Origin of the sequence: Sulfitobacter sp. EhC04 (assembly GCF_001650875.1) — a bacterium.
Classification (GTDB): Bacteria; Pseudomonadota; Alphaproteobacteria; order Rhodobacterales; family Rhodobacteraceae; genus Sulfitobacter.
The window spans coordinates 96,952-111,450 of the sequence record NZ_LXYI01000017.1 but is presented as its reverse complement, the minus strand read 5'-3'; the positions used below and the strand labels follow the sequence as shown (position 1 = coordinate 111,450).

Genomic DNA, 14,499 nt, shown 5'->3' with positions numbered 1-14,499 from the left:
CTCCTCAGCTTGCGCGTGACAGGTCGGGGATTTCGGCCATGTAGGTGGCGAGCGAGCGGTCGAGGATGTCTGCCATTTCGTCCAGTTGATCGGTGGTCACAAGCATCGGAGGGCAGATCATGAAATGATCCCCCGATGTACCGCCGCGCGTGCGCCGGGAATATATGATCAAGCCGTTGTCATAGGCGATGTCGACCAGCCGTGCATGGGCGTTCAAAGTGGCGGGCAGGGGATTTTTGCTGGTGCGGTCGGCCATCAGTTCAAACGCCATAAGCAGCCCTTTGCCGCGCACATCGCCTATCATGGGATAGCGTTGCATCAGGCCACGGAGGCGGTCCGCCAGCGCATCACCCAAACGTGCGGCGTTGCCCGTGAGGTCGTGTTGTTCGATCTGGTCCAGCACCGCACAACCAGCGGCACAGGCCAGCGGGTTGCCGGCATAGGTAAAGCCGTGAATGAACCCCCCTGCGTTCATCACCGCCTCGACAATGTCATCCCGTGCGATCATCGCCCCCAGCGGCACGTAACCGCCGCCGAAACCCTTGGACAAGGCGATTAGATCGGGGGTGACATCCCAGTGCTCCGCCCCGAAAAAGCGCCCGGTGCGTCCGCCACCTGTCATCACCTCGTCGTGGATCAGCAGCACCTCGTATCGGGTGCAAATCTCGCGGATGCGTTGCATATAGCCCGCAGGCGGCACCAGCGCGCCAGTCGATGCCCCGCCGACAGGTTCGACGATAAAGGCCAGCACGGTATCGGGGCCTTCCTCCAGTATCTTGGCCTCAAGCATATCTGCATAGTGGTGGCCCGTGGCCGGGTCATCGGCATCCAGCCCATCCAGATAGGCACGCGGTGCCGGGATTTTGGGCATGGCGCGCATCATCGGGTCGAAGGGTGCGGTCATCGTTGCGGTGCCGGTCAGGGCCAGCGCGCCCAGGGTGCAGCCATGATAGCTGGGAAAGCGCGAGATCACCTTGCTGCGCTGCGCCTGACCCTGGGTCAGGGCGTATTGGCGGGCCATCTTGATGGCGCTTTCAACCGCCTCTGATCCGCCGGAGACAAAGAAGACCTTGTTCAGGCCAGCAGGGGCCAGGGCCGCCGTGCGTGCCGCTAGCTCTTCGGAGGGTTGGGTTTGGAAATGCAGGCGATACCCGAAGGTGGATTTGTCCATCTGGGCCCGCATCGCGTCCAGAACGGCGGGATTGGAATGGCCGATATTGCTGACCATCGCGCCGGATGATCCGTCGATGTAGCGTTTGCCGGAGGTGTCCCACATGTAAATCCCGTCTGCCCGCTCCAACACGGGGCGCGGGGATTTGGTCTGATAGAACAGGTTCGACATTCAGCGGCTCAGGTGTTTGCGCAGAAAGTTGCGGGTGCGTTCGTGTTCGGGTTTTTCAAAGATCACTGAAGGCGGGCCTTCTTCAACCACCACGCCCTGATCCATGAACAACACTCGGTCGCAGACAGAGGCGGCAAAATCCATCTCATGGGTGACGATGATCATGGTCATGTGTTCTTCGGCCAGTTGTTTCATCACGAGGTTCACTTCGTCGACCAGTTCCGGGTCGAGGGCCGATGTGGCCTCGTCGAACAGCATGACCTTGGGTTTCATCGCCAGCGCACGGGCGATGGCGACGCGCTGTTTCTGGCCACCGGACAGGCGCGATGGGTATTCGTCAATCTTTTCCGACAGCCCCACCTTGGCGAGTTGTTCCTCGGCCAGCGCATTGGCATCGGCGTCGGACAGCCCTTTGAGCATCGTGGGGGCCAGCGTGATGTTGCCGCGCACGGTAAGATGCGGGAACAGGTTGAAGTGTTGGAACACCATGCCGATGTCCTGGCGCACTTGGTTCACATGGGCCTCGTACTGGCGGTGGGGCAGCTTCTTGTTAATCTGCACCCCTTCGAGCCAGACCTCGCCCGAGGTCAGCGGGTCAAGTTCGTTGATCGCGCGCAGCAGCGTTGATTTGCCAGACCCCGACGGGCCGATGATGGCAACGATCTGGCCGCGTTCGACGGTCAGGTTGATGTCACGCAAGACCTCCAGTTTGCCAAAGCTTTTGGCGGCGTTCTTGATGGTGACAAAGGCTTGGTCAGTCATGGTATTCTCCCGGCTCAGCGCGATGCGGCGATGCGGCGTTCCAGACGGCGCAATCCCGCCTCGAGCGCGAGGTTGATGATGTAATAGCAAAAGGCGGCCGCGAGGTAGAATTCGAACGGCCGGTAGGTGCGGCTGATGGCCTGCTGCGCGGCGAGCGTCAGTTCCATCACCCCAATCACGGAGACCAGCGCGGAATCCTTGAGCAGCGCAATCATGTTGTTGCCCATCGGCGGGATCACGGCGCGCACCGCCTGCGGGATCACGATGCGGCGCAGGGTCTGGCCGCGCGACAGGCCAAGGGTGCGCGCGCCCTCGTACTGCCCCTTGTCCACAGCAAGGATCGACGCCTGGATCAGTTCGGAATTATAGACCGCAAAGTGCAAACCCAGCCCGATCACCCCCGCTACAAAGGCGGGCAGGTCGATGCCGATCTGGATCAGGCCAAAGTAGATCAGGAACAGTTGCAACAGCAGCGGCGTGCCCATGAACAGAAAGGCAAATCCACGCACCGGCAGGCGCAATGTCCAATGGCCATAAAGGGCGATCACCGCAAAAATGATGCCACCGAAAAAGCTGAGCAAACCGGCGCAGACGGTGATGGAAATGGTCCAGCCCATCCCCATCAAAAGGATGCCGAAGTAGCCGGGGACCACGGTGAAATCAAGACCCATGTGGACCTCCTGTTATGATGCGCGCGCCGCTCATGTGATCCGCGCCCGGCGGTCCAGCCAGTTGATGCCATGGCCCACCACATAGATGATCACCATGTAAAGCAGCCCCGCGATGAGGAACATTTCAAACGGTTTGTAGGTCGATCCGATAAAGCGCTGCGCGGTATAGGTCAGTTCAACGACCGAGATCGGCGCAACCAGTGCCGTGCCTTTGATCAGCGCGTTTATGTTGACGCCAAGCGGGCGGATCATCAGGCGTGCAGCCTGAGGCAGGATGACCTTTCGCATGGTTTCCCAGCGGCTCATGCCCAGGGTGCGGGCGGCCTCGGTCTGGCCCTTGTCCACCGACAGGATCGCGCCGCGGATGGTTTCGGTCATATAGGCCCCGATGTTGACGCCAAGGGCGATTGTCCCCGCCTCGAAACTATCAAGCTGGATACCGATCTGGGGCCCGCCAAAGTAGAGAATGAAAATCTGGATCAGCGCCGGGGTGCCGCGCCAAAGGCTGACGTAGACCGCACCGATCCAACGGAATACCGCCAGGCGAGACATGCGCGCGGCGGCCCCCAGGGCACCACAACACAGTCCCAGCAGCGCCGTAAGAACGGAAAGTTGGATTGTCACCCATGCCGCTTCGAGGAAGAACGGATAGACGCGCAGGATTAGATCAGTGTCCAAATCGGCTGCCTTTCAGTGATGATCTTGTCGCTTGCCGATCGGCAGCGCGCGGATTTCGTGGACGAGGGCGGTGGTCTCTTCGATTGCGGCCTCAAGGAACCGCTTGCCGGTTTCGGGGGTGGCCAGGGTCGGGTCACCCATGGTGCCATCCGGCGACACTTCGGACCACCAGCGCATCAGCATGGCCCCGCCACCGCCACCTGCCAGATCGAGGTTGAAGAATTTGCTTTTCGGGTCGTGGATATTCTGGGTAGATGATCTTTCCAGACTTACCCGATTGGGGTGCAGGTACATGTACATCGCCGCCTCAAACTCACCCGCATGTGCAATGCCGCCGATGTCCGATTTACGGATCTCGTTGATCCGCGCAGAACACAGGTTCCAGTAAGATGCCGAAACACAGATGATACCGGTTTCAATCACGGTCTTGCGCGCTGCCAGATCCAGAACCGGGTGGTTTGACCCGTGGCTGTTCAGCAGCAGGATGCGGCGAAAGCCGTGGTGCGCCAGTGATTTGGTGATGTCGGTGACGAAGGCGATCAGCGTTTCGGGCTGTATCCAGATGACACCGGGAAAGTCCTTGTGGTGTTCATTGAACCCATAGGGGACCGGGGGCATGACAAAGACCTCTTCTGGGGCTGCGGCGGCCACACCGTTGGCCACGGCCATGCCCAGAACCGTATCGGTGTCCAGCGGCATATGGGGCCCGTGGTCTTCGGTGGCAGAGACATTGAGGATGACCACGCGATCCTTGTCGGCGTCGCGCACATCCTCCCATGTCAGATGACCATAGGTCGTTGTCACTGGCGCAATCCTTGGCAAGTGGTGACCAGCCAGGCACGGGGCCCGGCTGACAACAGAGGGGTTAGCGGATGTCGCCGCCTACCCATTCCTCAGCAATGGAGAGATAGGTGCCATCTTCCATCATTGCGTCCAGCGCCTCTTGCATGGCGGCGGACAGATCAGGGTTGCCTTCGCGGATCGCAATGCCTGCGCCAAAGGGTTCTGCCGACGGATCATCAATCACGGCAAGCTCATATTGGCCGGCCTTCATGGCAAGCATGACGGGGATGGAATCGTTCACAATGGCATCGACCCGGCCATTGTTCAGCTCAAGCAGTAGTTCGGGCAGACCTTTGTAGGTGCTGACGTTATAACCCTGCGCGCGCGCCCATTCTTCGTGGGTTTCACCCAATGTCACGCCGACTTTCACATCGTCGAGTTGTGAGACATCGGTGAGGTCAGACCCCGATTTGGTAAAAATGGCGCGTTTGGTGCGGTAGTAGGGGCCAACAAAATCAATCACCTTGTCGCGTTCCTCGGTGATGGTCATGGAGCCGACAACGGCGTCATATTTATTGGCCAGCAACCCGCCGATGATCCCGTCCCAGGCGGTTGTCACGATTTCGACCTCAAGGCCCATGCGTTTGGCAATTTCTGTGCCGATGGCCGGGTCAAAGCCGACGACCTTGTTTTCTTCGTTCACAAAGTTGAAAGGCGGGTATTGGCCGCTCATCGCGATCTTAAGTACACCACGTTCCTTGATTTCCGCCAGTTCATCCGCGCTGGCGGCCACAGGGGACAAACCAACCCCCATGAGGGCGATCGAGCCCGCCAGAAAGCCGCGTCGCAGCACGTTCATCGATTTCATCATTTAATATACTCCCGTTTTTGTCGTCAGGCGTGCGTTCTACCCCGCCAAAGGCGCAGCGGGGCATGTGCCTGCTCAGGGGCAGGTTGCAACTTGCTCGGTCATAGGGCAAATAGATATTCCGAATAGCTGTGATTGATCATATCTATGCTTAAATCTTATCAACTGCGCTTTCCCTGGAATCTGGATTGGAACCTTCTGCGCACCTTCATGGTGATAGTGGACGAGGGCGGGATCACAGCGGCCGCACATTTTCTGGGTCTGAAACAGCCCACCATCAGCGCGGCGCTGATGCGGTTAGAAGATGCGACTGGGCACAAACTGGTCAATCGGTCGCCCAAGCATTTCAGCGTCACTCCGGCAGGTAAGGTGCTCTATGCCGAGGCCAGTTCAATTTTCGGCGCGGTGGCGCAATTGCCCGACCTTGTGAGCGGGCTGGAAGACCAGGTCACGGGCCAAATCAGCATCGCGGCGGCAAGCCATGTTGTGTCGCCTCATTTCGACGCGGTGCTGGAGCGGTTCAATGGGCTGTATCCAGAGGTGACATATGTCATTTCAACCATGGACAGCCCGGATATCATCGCGCATTTGCAGCAGAACCGCGCGACATTTGGAATTTGTTTGCTGAATGGCATCCCAGATGGGTTGGACACGCGGGTGATCTACCGGGAATATTTTGGCTTCTTCTGCGGCCCTTCGCACCGTCTATTTGGCTGCGATGACATCGACCTTTCGGAACTGAAAGATGAAAACACCGTCTCTTTCCAGACCGATGAGCTTGGCGGACCATTGTCGGATGTCGCGCGGTTGCGCCGACGTTTGCGGATGCGGGTTGTTTCAAAGGGGATATCGCCGAACCTGCCCGAAGTCCGTCGCATGATCATGTCCAACATCGGGATCGGGGCCTTGCCGGTGCATGTGGCACTAAAGGATGTGCATCTGGGCCGATTGTGGCAACTGCCGCCCTATAAATCACTGCCTGCGGTGGATATTCACATGTTGACCAACCCCAAGCGCAGCATGAACCGGGCGGAACTGACGCTATTGGATATGCTCAATGCTGAGATGGACAATGTGTCGATTGCAGACCGCACATATAGCGTTTGACCGACGGCATTTATTTGATCCTTTCGTAAACTGGGTACTGCCAAGTTGGTGCCCGCATCTGATCTGGCTTTGGGAGTCTGATGGGGACGGCCATGCCCGATGCCAAACCGCCGGATCAGGAGCAGAAAATCCACCAAACTCAACTGTTCAGACTTCCCGGACCACCTCTTTTTTTCGATCAAGGTGGAAAGCGTACGCGATCTGCAGAGAGCATTCACGATACTCACGAGTTTTCTGGCGACGGCGGTAACGACGACCTCGTGAGGCTTTTGGATCTGTCGCGGTTCGATGCCGCTTCTTCGAACTGCCGGCTGCGTCCCAGATCGTGACGATTAGCTTCAAAGGCAGCCACTATCGCAAATCCATCATCCTTTACGCGGTATTTTCTATTTTCGATATGCCGTTTCCTACCGTTATCTGGAGGAGATCATGGCCGCACGGGGAGCCAAGGTGGACGATGCTACCCTGAACCGTGGGGTAGTAAAGTATACGCCACTGATCGTCGCGGCAAGGCTGCGGCGCTGCGGCGCTGCGGTTTTTCAAGGGCGCGATCGGGACCAATGGCGTGCCAAATTGAGTTGTCATCGACAAGAGCGGCGCTAATCTGGCAGCACTGAAATGTGTCAACATCTTCCTGCAGTTCACGAATTCTGGTAGCAAAATCAAGATCTTTCAGCTCAAATACATCAATCATCTTATGGAACAGGAACACCGCTTCATACCGCGGCTCACGCGGCCTTTGCTTGGCTTCAAGGCCTTTCATTCAGCCGACGCAGGCGCTGGCTGGGATCGAGACCGCCCACATGATCCAAGTGGGCCAACGCGACGGCAACGAATTCTCCGCATTCCAGCAGTTTGCGGCACTCGCAGGATAAACGTGTCCAGAGAAAGGTCGTATTCGACCGTCAAATAGTTTGCGACAGAACCGTCAGCAAGACCAGAAGCCCCGATAAATACCCACTGGACCCGGCTCAAGCGTGAAGGTCAAAACACTGTCTGCGCGCCAATCGTCGACCGGAGCAACCGTTACGCTCAGCCCGTCCGTGCCATAGCCCCCATCTTCGGCTTCCAGCGGCAAGATCACCCCATTCAGGCTGGTAACAGCAGAGCTGCCATCGGCTGCGGCGATCAGGATCGGAATTTCGGTGCGAGTCCGGCGAAAAACACAGATGTCCCCCTCGGGAGCCAAGCTGCCTGCCTGATCCGCCGTCAGCGGCGCAAGGTCAAGTTTGGACAGAAGAGTATTGTTTAGCGCATCCTCCAGCGTGCCGACTTGCGGCGCAGGGTCTTCGTAAACCTGGGCGACAGTGCGACCGGCGTCCAGCTCCGCGATCAGCGCCCGCATCTCGGAAATTTCCTTTTTCTGCGCGCCACTGATGCTGCGTGCCAGCTTGGCAACGCGCGCATCCTCTATATGCGCACGCTCCGAGGTCATGATGGCGATGGAATGGTGCGGAATCATCGCCCGCATATAGCTCTCCCCGCCCACTGTGATCTGGCTGCGCACCAACCACAACGAAATACAGAAGATCACGATGCTGCCTGCGAAAATCCCGATATTGACCCTGCGGCTTGGATACTTCGGTGCCATAAAAGCAAGCATGACAAAAGCCATTGTGGCCCCCATCAGAAGAGCCATGAAAACTCTGGTTTCGCTGAAGAAGATATGTTCGGCTGCGTAAGTGTTCAGATACATCAACACGAACATGACCACGGTAGAGGTAAGGATCATTAACGTAAAACGGGCATAGGTCATCACTTTCTCCTTTGTCATGCGATATTGGAACAACAGTCCATCAGAACTGCTGGTCGCATTTCGCGCAAATCTGGGGTGGGAACGGGGAAGCCCCCCGATTGTTCCGGCGCGCAGGCCTGGAAGACCGACTTTGTCTTCGGCAAGCCGCCGGGGTTGCCATTGCGCGGCGCCTTCACATCGCCGCGTCTTATGGAACAATTTTGCACCGGCGCTGTTCCAGTTTCATGTGCACACGGAGGAACAACAAGGACCCCCACACATGGCAAAACACGATGCAACGGTGAATGCGATTTTCGACGAATTGTGCGAGGCTGGCGAAACCGGCGACAGCGTGACCCTGGGACAACTTATGGAGGCAATGAGGCATAGGGGGTTCGGCCCGTTCCTGATCATCCCTGCGCTTATCGAAATGTCGCCGATCGGCGGGATACCGGGGGTTCCGACCCTGTTGGCCTGTATCATTGCGCTTTTCGCGGCGCAGATCGCAATGGGCCGTCGCCACATGTGGTCGCCGCAGATACTCAAAAATCAGGCCATTCGGTCCAAGACTTTGCACACTGCACTGTCAAAGATGCGCCCTGTGGCAAACTGGCTGGACAAATGGTTCCACGGCAGGCTGACGCGCTTTGCCGGACCCGTTGCCACACGCATGGCCGCTTTTTTCGTCATGGCCCTGTGCCTGACGGTTCCCTTTCTGGAGCTTGTTCCGTTTGCCAGCACGGCACCCATGGCTGCCATCGCCCTCGTGGGGCTGGCAATTTCGGTCCGGGATGGCGCATTGATGCTGGCGGCCCTAACGACGGCGGTTGTCGGACTGGGTGTTGCGGTGAGCATATCGTTTGGCGGACCGTTGGGCTGACCCCAAAGATTGCGCGTTGTTGCATCTCGGCCGCGGATCACAGGATAACCAGCGCGACCGATAAACAATAAAGTCCAAGGACGATGACGCTTTCAAAACCGATGTTGCCCGGCCCGTGCTTCTGACGGCGCAGCATTCCCAAAAGCAGAACGCCGGTCATGGTCATAGCGATCAGCGCGGTGCCGCGCTGGGTGGCATCGATCTCATGGTAGATTGCTCCGTCATAGACCAGATCGGCGGCCGCCAGAAACATGACCTCGAACGCATTGCCACCAATGATGTTGCCCATTGCTAGGCTGACGGCTCCGATGCGAACGGCTGCGATGGCGGTCACAAGCTCGGGCAACGAATTGGCCACGCCCGCGAAAATCGTACCAACGCCCGTGCCGTCAAGCGGGGTCAGTTCAACCAGGCCGATCGCACTTTCGCCAATCGTGTATCCCGCCACCGCCGTGATGGACGCAAAACCGACAAACCGCAGCCAGAGCCCGCGCATGTGCCCGGTTGGCTTGTCTTCGATGTCGGAGATTTCTTCGCGGGTTTCGTCTGTCTGTACCGGGTTCCACATTGGAGTATCCTGAATTTGCCCCAACAGGCGCAACCCGAAACCGTAGGTTACAGGAATTACCAGCGTGGCGGGGTGGATACCCCAGAACGTCCAATCCGGAGCAGAGGCGGCGATCAGCGGGACCGTCAGCAAGGTGATGAGCAACGCCCCCTGAGCCAGACCCGTGGGGCTGGCTGCGGCATGTTCCAGATTGGCGCGGCGGTAAAATAGATCGGCCACCGCGATGAAAGCGGTCTGCGCGGTCAGCCCTCCAAACGCGTTGCCGACAGCCAGGTCCGCGGCCCCCTGCGCCGCGGTCGAGACGGATGTGACCGCACCGGGAAGAGAGGTAGCGGCACCCACAAACAGCGCACCTGCCACCACCTCACCCATGGCGGTACGATCGGCCAGTTCATCCGCCACGCCGGACAGCCGCCAGCCTGCGATCCCGATAGCAAGAGTCGAGGCCAGAAAAATTAGCGTTGTGGGCCATAAGGAGAGGGATGACAGATCAGGCATTCGGATAAGTCCTTGGTTCTGTGCCGTGAAATTAGGGCGCTCTCTCCGGCCCGGGCGGGCTCACTCTGTCCGTTTTTCCAGAGACTTGAGCACACCCACAATGAAAAGAGCGAGACCGGTGGCCAGCAAGGCGATCAACCATACCCCCAGGCCTGCTGCCGTACCGATGGCCGCAACCAGCCAGAGGCTGGCACCGGTTGTGAGACCTTTGACCTCGCCGCGTGTAAATACGATCAAACCCGCTGCCAGAAACGCCACGCCACCTGTCACGGCTTCGATCATGCGGATCGGGTCGAGGCGCACGTTGTCCCCGAAATCTCTGCCGACAAGATCAAGTGCCAGCAGGCAGTAACATGACGCCGCAAGGCCGACCAACATGTGCGTCCTAAGGCCGGCCGCATGATCCTTGCTTTCGCGTTCAAACCCGATGAGGGATGACAATATCACAGCGCCGATGATCCGAAAAACCACGACAGGCCATGCCAGCAAGCTGTGACCCGCGATTTCGGTTGAAAGTTCATTCAAGATTTCCGCCATGGCGAAGCAACACTCCAGCACCGCTTTCAGTTCCCCACCACACGCCACAGGGGAACCAAACGCAAAGCCGTGCGTTCCGGAAAAGAGAGAGGATGGGCCCCTGCGCCCTGATTTTTTTAGTTTAGGGAGAGATGACATGTCTGGCGACCGCACACCGCGCACCCGATCCGGATTCGAATGGTACGTTGTGTTTATAGGCATTGTCGTGCTGGCAATCGGACTGGTTTTGGCCGCGGGCGGTGTCTGGCTAATTTCTCTCGGAGGTTCTTGGTATTATGCGATCACGGGCGTGTTGTTGGTTGTTTCCGGTGCCTCGCTGACTAAGAAACGCCGCAGCGGGGTGCTGCTGTTTGTTGCGGTCTGGGTTGGTACGTTGATCTGGGGAATTTGGGAAGTGACCCTGGACGGGTGGCAACCTGCTTCGGATTGGTGGGCGCTGGAGCCAAGATTGGTTGCGCCCACGGTGTTGCTGTTTTTCGTATTGATCACGCTGCCCGTGCTGCATTCTCGCAGGTTGAACGGGCTAACGGCGGCGGTGGCAACGGCTTGGCTGGGGCTCTCACTTGTGACGGGTAGCGCAGTGCCGCTGCATGCGCAGGAAGATACACCTCAAATCTCCCAGGACACATCGGGTGGGGCGGACGGGTCACAGGTACCTGACGACGCAACCGTAACCGAGGCATTGCGCGCGCAGGGCAGGTCGCTGGAAGCGGGTGAGGATTGGCCGGTCTACGGTGGCAACATTCATGGCGAACGGCATTCCCCGCTGACACAGATCAGCACCGAGAACGTAGGACAGTTGCAGGTGGCTTGGTCGGTTCACACAGGCGATATGCCGACCGAAGCGGCAGACGGAGAATATTCACCGGAAAACACACCCCTGAAAGTTGGCGATACGCTTTTTGTCTGCACGCCAATGAACCAAGTCTTGGCGCTGGACGCCGCCACCGGGCTTGAGGAATGGCGCTATGACTCGCAGGTCTCGGAAGATGCGATTCCCTACGGGGCCACCTGCCGTGGTCTGGCCTATCATGCGCGGGACGATGTGGACCCTGACACGCTGTGTGCGGCCCGCGTTCTTGTCGGCACGCTGGATGCGCGATTGATTGCGGTTGATGCAGACACCGGCCAGCTTTGTCCCGAATTTGGCAACGCCGGCATGGTCGATCTAAACAATGGCATCGGTGACACGGTTCCCGGTTGGTATGCGGTGACCGCCCCGCCGACAATTGTGCGCGGCGTGGCGGTGATTGGCGCGCAGGTCAGTGACAATGAAGCCAACGATGCGCCCTCGGGCGTGATCCGCGGCTATGACGTGGTCACGGGCGACATGCTGTGGGCGTGGGATCTGGGGCAGGGGGGTGCCATCGACGCCCCTGCCGAAGGCGAGACCTATACCCGTGGCACGCCGAATATGTGGACGATGGCCTCAGGTGATCAGGAGTTGGGCCATGTCTATTTGCCGTTGGGCAATTCCTCCAGCGACTATTACGGCAGCGACCGCAGCGCCGCAGAGAATGAATATGCAACCTCGCTGGTGGCGTTGGATGCGAGCACCGGCGAGGAGATTTGGCATTTCCAGACCGTACATAACGACGTGTGGGACTACGATCTGGGCAGTCAGGTGACGCTGGTCGATTTCCCGACTGACGGCGGCACGGTTCCAGCGTTGATCCTGCCCTCGAAACAGGGTCAGATCTATGTGCTGAACCGAAAAACCGGAGAAAGCCTGTTTCCGGTGGAAGAACGCCCCGTGCCCAAGCTGGGCAGTGTCGAGCCAGCGTATATCTCTGACACCCAGCCCTATTCCGGCTATGCGAACCTGAACAAGCCGCCACTGACTGAAAAGGATATGTGGGGCATGAGCCCGATTGACCAGCTATGGTGCCGCATCCAGTTCCATCGTGCCAACTATGCTGGGCAATACACACCGCCATCGGCAGACAAACCCTTCATCCAGTACCCCGGCTATAACGGCGGATCTGACTGGGGCAGTGTGTCTGTCGACCCCGAGCGCGGCATTCTGATTGCCAACTACAACGACATGCCGAACTACAACCGACTGATCCCGCGCGAAGAGGCTGACCGGCGCGGTGTCAAACCGTTCAGTGATGCAGGTGGCGAGGCGGGGCCGATGCAAGGCGTGCCCTATGCCATCGAAGTGAATGCGGGCTGGCGGGTGCCCTTCACCGGCATGCTGTGTTCCGAACCGCCTTATGGCTGGATCAGGGGCATTGATCTGGCCACAGGCGAAACCCTGTGGGACCAGCCGTTCGGCTCAGCCGAAAACAACGGGCCGTTCGGCATTCCGTCGATGCTGCCGCTGACCATCGGGACACCGAACAATGGCGGTCCGATCACCACGGCGGGCGGGGTGACCTTTGTGGCCGCCACCACAGACGACAAGCTGCGCGCCTTTGCGACCGAAACCGGTAAAGAGCTGTGGCAGGTCGATCTGCCCGCGGGCGGTCAAACCACCCCGATGACCTATGAGGTCGACGGACGCCAATATGTCGTGATCTATCCCGGCGGGCATCACTTTATGGAAACCGAGGTGGGCGACCAGATCATCGCCTATGCGCTTCCCGAAGAATAAAATCTGACCCCCCTGCTATCCGGCGGGGGGGCCTTTTTGGTCCTGTATCGTCGGAGGAGGGGTGGATATGTCGGACACAGAGTCAGGGTCATCAACAAGGGATGGCGACACCAAGCTGAAGCGCGTGATGGGGCCCGGACTGTTGCTGTTGTTCATCGTGGGCGACGTGCTGGGCACGGGCATTTACGCGCTGACGGGCAAGGTGGCCGGAGAGGTGGGCGGCGTGGTCTGGTTACCCTTCCTTGTGGCCTTTGTTCTGGCGACGGTAACGGCGTGCAGCTATCTTGAAGTGGTTACGAAATACCCCCGCGCAGCGGGGGCGGCGCTGTATACGCACAAGGCCTTTGGCGTACATTTCCTCACCTTTCTGGTGGCTTTTGCCGTGATGTCATCGGGCATCACCTCGGCGTCGACGGCGTCGCGCGCCTTTTCCGAGAACTTTACCCAGACGGCGGGAATGGGCAGCGGCGCATTTGGCGTGACCGTGGTTTCGCTGGCCTTTATGGCGCTGATCGCGGCGGTGAATGTGCGCGGGGTGGGCGAAAGCGTGAAGATGAACGTGGTGTTTACCTGCATTGAACTGACCGGTCTGGTCATCATCATCCTGATCGGCGCGTGGGCCCTGGCAGGCGGGCAGGGGGATTTTGGCCGTGCCTTTGATTTCAGCAGCGGTGAAGGTGACAAGGGTTTGTTCTGGCCGGTGATCGCCGCCACCACGCTGGCGTTTTTCGCGATGGTGGGGTTTGAGGATTCGGTCAACATGGCAGAGGAATCCAAGAATCCGTCGCGGATATTTCCCAAGGTGCTGCTGTCGGGCCTGCTGATTACGGGGGTGATTTACCTGCTGGTGTCGGTGACCGCGATCGCGCTGGTGGATGCCGATGAGCTGAGCGAAGGTGCCACGCCTTTGCTGAAGGTCGTCGAGGCCGGCGCGCCGTGGTTCCCGCTGGGCGTATTCGGGGTGATCACCATGTGCGCGGTGGCCAATTCCGCGCTGATCAACATGCTGATGGCGTCGCGGTTGTTGTACGGTATGGCCGAGGAAAAAGTGCTGCCCAATGTGTTGGGGCGGGTGTTGCCAAACCGTCAGACGCCGTGGGTGGCCATCCTGTTCACCACGGCATTGGCAGCGGGGTTGATCACCTTTGTGGGGGCGGTGCCCGATCTGGGCGGGACCACAGCGCTTTTGTTGCTGGCCGTGTTTGCGGTGGTCAACGTGGCGGTGTTGGTGCTGCGCAGTGACAAGGTCGATCATGACCATTTCACCGCGCCGCTGGGGCTGCCCTATCTTGGCGCGGCAAGCTGTGCGTTTTTTGTCGGGCCTTGGACGGGGCGCGATCCGGTGCAGTATTTGATTGCGGGCATTCTGCTGGGAATCGGTGTGGTGCTTTGGGGGGCGACCGTTTTTTACATGCGATCAAAAGGACAGACACCCGGAGGAGATGATATGAGCGAGTTGGCACAGTGATGCGGG

14 protein-coding genes and 1 pseudogene are annotated in these 14,499 nt (G+C 58.9%); 6 read left to right on the top strand and 9 right to left on the bottom strand.

The features are described from left to right. Positions 1-4: 4 nt before the first annotated feature. From A8B82_RS08800 to A8B82_RS08775, 6 genes are all read right to left on the bottom strand, one after another. Complete coding sequence (locus tag A8B82_RS08800) at positions 5-1,342, bottom strand: aminotransferase family protein (RefSeq protein ID WP_067290921.1); 1,338 nt, start codon at positions 1,340-1,342, stop codon at positions 5-7. Further along, entirely contained in the window at positions 1,343-2,104 is a 762-nt protein-coding gene (locus tag A8B82_RS08795; protein WP_067290918.1) for an amino acid ABC transporter ATP-binding protein, read from the bottom strand. It abuts the gene before it with no gap. A gap of 14 nt (positions 2,105-2,118) precedes the next feature. Beyond that, positions 2,119-2,775, bottom strand: a complete 657-nt coding sequence (locus tag A8B82_RS08790; protein ID WP_067290917.1) for an amino acid ABC transporter permease — start codon at positions 2,773-2,775, stop codon at positions 2,119-2,121. 30 nt (positions 2,776-2,805) lie between these two features. Continuing rightward, positions 2,806-3,453 carry an amino acid ABC transporter permease gene (locus A8B82_RS08785; RefSeq protein ID WP_067290914.1) on the bottom strand — a complete coding sequence of 216 codons (648 nt, stop codon included), beginning with the start codon at positions 3,451-3,453 and terminating at the stop codon, positions 2,806-2,808. Between the two features lie 12 nt (positions 3,454-3,465). Next, a complete protein-coding gene (locus A8B82_RS08780; RefSeq protein ID WP_067290912.1) occupies positions 3,466-4,257 on the bottom strand; it encodes a creatininase family protein in 792 nt (263 codons plus the stop codon). A gap of 61 nt (positions 4,258-4,318) precedes the next feature. Continuing rightward, a complete protein-coding gene (locus A8B82_RS08775; RefSeq protein WP_235604649.1) occupies positions 4,319-5,107 on the bottom strand; it encodes a transporter substrate-binding domain-containing protein in 789 nt (262 codons plus the stop codon). Positions 5,108-5,251: 144 nt separating this feature from the next. Between A8B82_RS08775 and A8B82_RS08770 the strand changes: the two genes are divergently transcribed. The 3 genes and pseudogenes from A8B82_RS08770 to A8B82_RS08765 all read left to right on the top strand — a co-directional run bounded on the left by A8B82_RS08770 (position 5,252) and on the right by A8B82_RS08765 (position 7,086). Continuing rightward, positions 5,252-6,211, top strand: a complete 960-nt coding sequence (locus A8B82_RS08770) for a LysR family transcriptional regulator (RefSeq protein WP_067290910.1) — start codon at positions 5,252-5,254, stop codon at positions 6,209-6,211. Between the two features lie 92 nt (positions 6,212-6,303). Further along, complete coding sequence (locus tag A8B82_RS23920) at positions 6,304-6,540, top strand: hypothetical protein (protein ID WP_138069714.1); 237 nt, start codon at positions 6,304-6,306, stop codon at positions 6,538-6,540. Beyond that, positions 6,537-7,086, top strand: a pseudogene (locus A8B82_RS08765) (DDE-type integrase/transposase/recombinase). Before A8B82_RS23920 ends, A8B82_RS08765 begins: the two are co-directional and overlap by 4 nt. Positions 7,087-7,139: 53 nt before the next feature. On the opposite strand, the gene A8B82_RS08760 reads toward A8B82_RS08765, so the two are convergent. Beyond that, positions 7,140-7,967, bottom strand: a complete 828-nt coding sequence (locus A8B82_RS08760; protein WP_067290908.1) for a DUF305 domain-containing protein — start codon at positions 7,965-7,967, stop codon at positions 7,140-7,142. Positions 7,968-8,226: 259 nt separating this feature from the next. On the opposite strand from A8B82_RS08760, the gene A8B82_RS08755 reads away from it, so the two are divergent. Next, on the top strand, positions 8,227-8,826 hold the full coding sequence (locus A8B82_RS08755) for an exopolysaccharide biosynthesis protein (RefSeq protein ID WP_067290906.1): 600 nt from the start codon (positions 8,227-8,229) through the stop codon (positions 8,824-8,826). Positions 8,827-8,863: 37 nt separating this feature from the next. On the opposite strand, the gene A8B82_RS08750 is transcribed toward A8B82_RS08755, so the two are convergent. Further along, positions 8,864-9,892, bottom strand: a complete 1,029-nt coding sequence (locus tag A8B82_RS08750; protein ID WP_067290904.1) for a sodium:calcium antiporter — start codon at positions 9,890-9,892, stop codon at positions 8,864-8,866. A gap of 60 nt (positions 9,893-9,952) precedes the next feature. Then, a complete protein-coding gene (locus tag A8B82_RS08745) occupies positions 9,953-10,567 on the bottom strand; it encodes an MgtC/SapB family protein (RefSeq protein ID WP_235604648.1) in 615 nt (204 codons plus the stop codon). Here A8B82_RS08745 and A8B82_RS08740 point away from each other — a divergent pair. After that, the gene (locus A8B82_RS08740; RefSeq protein WP_067290899.1) at positions 10,566-13,025 is read left to right on the top strand and encodes a membrane-bound PQQ-dependent dehydrogenase, glucose/quinate/shikimate family; all 2,460 of its coding nucleotides are present in this window, start codon (positions 10,566-10,568) and stop codon (positions 13,023-13,025) included. The two genes, A8B82_RS08745 and A8B82_RS08740, sit on opposite strands and share 2 nt — an antisense overlap. A 67-nt stretch (positions 13,026-13,092) precedes the next feature. Then, a complete protein-coding gene (locus tag A8B82_RS08735) occupies positions 13,093-14,493 on the top strand; it encodes an APC family permease (RefSeq protein ID WP_067290897.1) in 1,401 nt (466 codons plus the stop codon). The last annotated feature ends 6 nt before the right edge of the window (positions 14,494-14,499 follow it).